The 1,719-nt window shown below is 70.6% G+C and carries 1 protein-coding gene and 1 pseudogene; both read left to right on the top strand.

What is annotated here, in order from left to right:
- The coding region (locus E1286_RS47100) for a Gfo/Idh/MocA family protein (protein ID WP_132623912.1) at positions 1-1,048 on the top strand (1,048 nt) is incomplete at its 5' end.
- A 76-nt stretch (positions 1,049-1,124) separates the two neighbouring features.
- A pseudogene (locus E1286_RS47105) lies at positions 1,125-1,719 on the top strand (hypothetical protein); the annotation flags it as partial.

The raw sequence follows: 1,719 nt of genomic DNA on the forward strand, positions 1-1,719 counted from the left end.
CCCCCGCCAGGCCGACGCCGTGATCATCGCCACCCAGGACCGCGACCACGTCGAGCCCGCACTGCGCTTCGCCGAGCTGGGCTACGACATCCTGCTGGAGAAGCCGATGGGCGTCTCACAGGAGGAGTGCCACGCGATCGTGTCCGCCGCCGAACGCTCCGGTGCGATCTTCGCGGTCTGCCACGTCCTGCGCTACACCCCGTACACCAAGACCCTGAAAGCGCTGCTGGACGCCGGACGCATCGGCGAGATCGTCAGCATCCAGCACCTGGAGCCCGTGGGCTGGTGGCACCAGGCGCACTCCTACGTCCGCGGCAACTGGCGGCGCACCGACGAGTCCACGTTCATGCTGCTCGCCAAGTCCTGCCACGATCTCGACTGGCTCGTGCACCTCACCGGCAAGCGGGTCACCCGCGTCTCGTCGTTCGGCGGCCTCCACCACTTCCGCCCGGAGAACCGCCCCCAGAACGCCGCCGACCGCTGCCTCGACTGCACGGCCGAACCCGAGTGCCCGTACTCCGCCATCCGCCTCTACCTCCCCCTGGCCGGCCGCGAGATCTGGCCACTGACCGCCCTGACCGACGACGTCTCGGAACAGGGCGTCCGGAAAGCCCTCCGAACCGGCCCGTACGGCAGATGCGTCTACACCTGCGACAACGACGTCGTCGACCACCAAGTCGTGAACATGGAATTCGAAGGCGGCACGACGGCCGCGTTCACCATGACCGCCTTCACCCCGTCCCTCCACCGCCAGACCCGCGTCTTCGGCACCCACGGCTCAATAGAAGGCGACGGCGACCGCCTGACCGTGCACGACTTCGTCACCGGCCGCACAGAGGTCGTCGAAACCCGCCCCCCTGGTGACGCCACGGCGAGGGGCGGTCATGGGGGTGGTGACGAAGGGCTGGTCGAGGCGTTCCTGACCGCTGTGTCCACCCGCGACCGCTCCTCGATCCTGTCGTCGCCGACCGAAAGCCTCCACAGCCACCTCATGGCCTGGGCCGCCGAGCGCTCCCGCCTCACCGGCGAGACCGTCCGCACCGATTAGATCGCGGAACCCGCACGCCCGAAGGTGCCTGGGGCCGGAATACTGGTGCCTTCCAACCACCAGCGAGGAGCACCTGTTGCGCACCTGGTTCGAGCCGGAGGAGACCGACGCGTTCGAGGCGGCCAAGGACCTGCTCGTCCGCCGCTGCCTCACCTGGGCGGACGAGCACCGCCTGCCCGCCGACGGCCTGCTGCTGGAGGCCGCCGTGGACGCCCGCCACGAGAGCCGCGACGGACGCCTGGCCTACTGGGACGACGCCGAGATCAGCCACTTCCTGCTGGCCTGGGTCCCGGCCCAGCTCGTGGCCGACAGAGAGGTCCTCGACACCGCACCGGAGGTGCTGCGCACGTACCTGCGCTACCTCGACGGGACCGGCCTGCTCGACCCCCGAGGCGCCACCGTCAAGGACGCGGAGGCCGCGATCGACCGCGCAGCCGCCGAGTTCCCCGACGCCCTGGACGACCCGGCCCGCCAGGGCCTGGCGAAGTTCTGGGTCCAGGTGGCGCTCGACCACGGCGTGGACGTGACCGACCCGCCCGCCTTCGAACGCTTCCGCCGCGACATCGACGCCGGCCGGATCCCCTACGACGGGGACGTCCTCGACGAGATCATGGAGGCCCGGCTCACCGGCCGCCACCCCGGCCTCCCCCAGGAACGCGCCTTCGTCCAGC

Origin of the sequence: Nonomuraea terrae, from assembly GCF_004348995.1 — a bacterium.
Lineage (GTDB): Bacteria > Actinomycetota > Actinomycetes > Streptosporangiales > Streptosporangiaceae > Nonomuraea > Nonomuraea terrae.